Source organism: Streptomyces sp. BE20 (assembly GCF_036322525.1).
In the GTDB taxonomy this organism is placed as follows: domain Bacteria; phylum Actinomycetota; class Actinomycetes; order Streptomycetales; family Streptomycetaceae; genus Kitasatospora.
This window is the reverse complement of sequence record NZ_JAQYWW010000224.1, coordinates 1-333: the sequence shown is the minus strand read 5'-3', so window position 1 is coordinate 333 and position 333 is coordinate 1. Positions and strand designations below refer to the sequence as shown.

1 protein-coding gene is annotated in these 333 nt (G+C 77.8%); it reads left to right on the top strand.

Going from position 1 to position 333, the window contains the following annotated elements; all coding sequences use genetic code 11:
* On the top strand, positions 1-333 hold a 333-nt coding region (locus PUR61_RS01110; protein WP_329874663.1), incomplete at both ends, for a KR domain-containing protein.

Genomic DNA, 333 nt, shown 5'->3' with positions numbered 1-333 from the left:
CCCTGGCCGCCGCCGTCGCCACGGGCGAGCCCCAACTCGCCCTGCGGGAAGGGCGCCTGCACACGCCGCGGCTGGTGCGGGCGGCGGTTCCCGAGGTCGAGTCGGCCCGCCCGTGGAACCCGGACGGCACGGTTCTGATCCCGGGTGGTTCGGGGACGCTGGGGGCGATCCTGGCGCGGCACCTGGTGGCCGCGCGGGGGGTGCGGCATCTGGTGCTGCTCTCCCGGCGGGGTGAGCGGGCGCCGGGTGCGGCCGAGTTGCGGGAGGAGCTCGTCGCGGCGGGTGCTTCGGTGACGATCGCCGCCGCCGACGCGGCTGATCGTGAGGCGCTGG